Annotated in this window: 2 protein-coding genes; both read right to left on the reverse strand. The window is 30.7% G+C overall.

Annotated features, from left to right (window positions below):
* Positions 1 to 154: 154 nt before the first annotated feature.
* Positions 155 to 484: a hypothetical protein gene (locus tag F6K40_RS40470; protein ID WP_293146058.1), complete on the reverse strand. Its 330-nt coding sequence runs from the start codon at positions 482 to 484 to the stop codon at positions 155 to 157.
* 298 nt (positions 485 to 782) lie between these two features.
* The gene (locus F6K40_RS40475) at positions 783 to 962 is read right to left on the reverse strand and encodes a hypothetical protein (protein ID WP_293146061.1); all 180 of its coding nucleotides are present in this window, start codon (positions 960 to 962) and stop codon (positions 783 to 785) included.
* Between the last annotated feature and the right edge of the window lie 129 nt (positions 963 to 1,091).

Consider the following 1,091-nt stretch of genomic DNA (forward strand, 5'->3'; position numbering starts at 1 on the left):
TCCCGTAATCGACCAGTAGAAATATTGAGTAAAAAAGCAGCTTGCGTAGTAGTAACTAAAGGTTCAGTAGTAGTAACTAAAGGTTCAGTCATAAGTACAACGTTGGGGTTTTTAGATTTTAGATAAACTATAATATCTTTATATTAGATAACTTTTAGTTTAGCATAGAAGGATAATTTTCTGCTAAACTGCGCGTCATCATAAATCTATCTACATTTAGTTTTAATAATTCATATTTGCGCAAAATAGGAGTAATATACTGTTTATCTAAAGAACGCATTGGTATTCCTTCTTGCCATGAAAAAGCATTTCTATTTGTACTGCTTTTATGTAGTCTAATACTTTGTCTCGGTTCAATACTTTTTACACACAACTGTAAAATTGTTAAACCAACTAATATTCTACTAACTTCACTGGTAAGTGAATTAACAACTTTATTCAAAGTATTTATTTGACTTTGCTCAAGTTGAAATACATCACTCATAACATTGCGATCGCGACAAGCAAGAATTTCCTTTTCTAAGTAATTATTTGTCAGTTCCTAAGTTATCAGATGATATCTGATTCTAGCTTAGTCGCTCATTTTACCGAGAAGATAAATTGTGGTCTAAATCTTTCCCTTTTAAGGGGATAAAAAAAGATAATTTCGTATTTCAAGCCTCCTTATTGTAGAGGTACTGATAACTAATAACTAATAACTGAAATAACCTTCTAAAAAAACCTGTTCTTTGCTATCACTTTGTACCAGTTCACTTTTATCTTTAAAGACTCTTAAATATAAATCATTCATTAGATGTTCCTAAATTTTTTCTTAACTGCACACTTTTAGGTGTTAAAGTAGGAAAAAAGTAGGGAATTAAATATTCTCCTGGAAGAATTTGAGGATTTGTATTGTGATTCCTAACTTCATAACCAATTTTTCGTAAACATTGGAGATAGTCAAAAATCTCCTCAACATTCACTCCCCATAAAAATGCTAATTCTTGAGCAGATAGTTGAGTTTTGACTCCTACACGTCTAATAATAAATTAAACTATTCGCCAAATAGAATTAGTCTTTAATTCCATGCGTCACTTCTGTTGTTTGCTACG

Source organism: Okeania sp. SIO3I5 (genome assembly GCF_010672085.1).
In the GTDB taxonomy this organism is placed as follows: Bacteria; Cyanobacteriota; Cyanobacteriia; order Cyanobacteriales; family Microcoleaceae; genus Trichodesmium.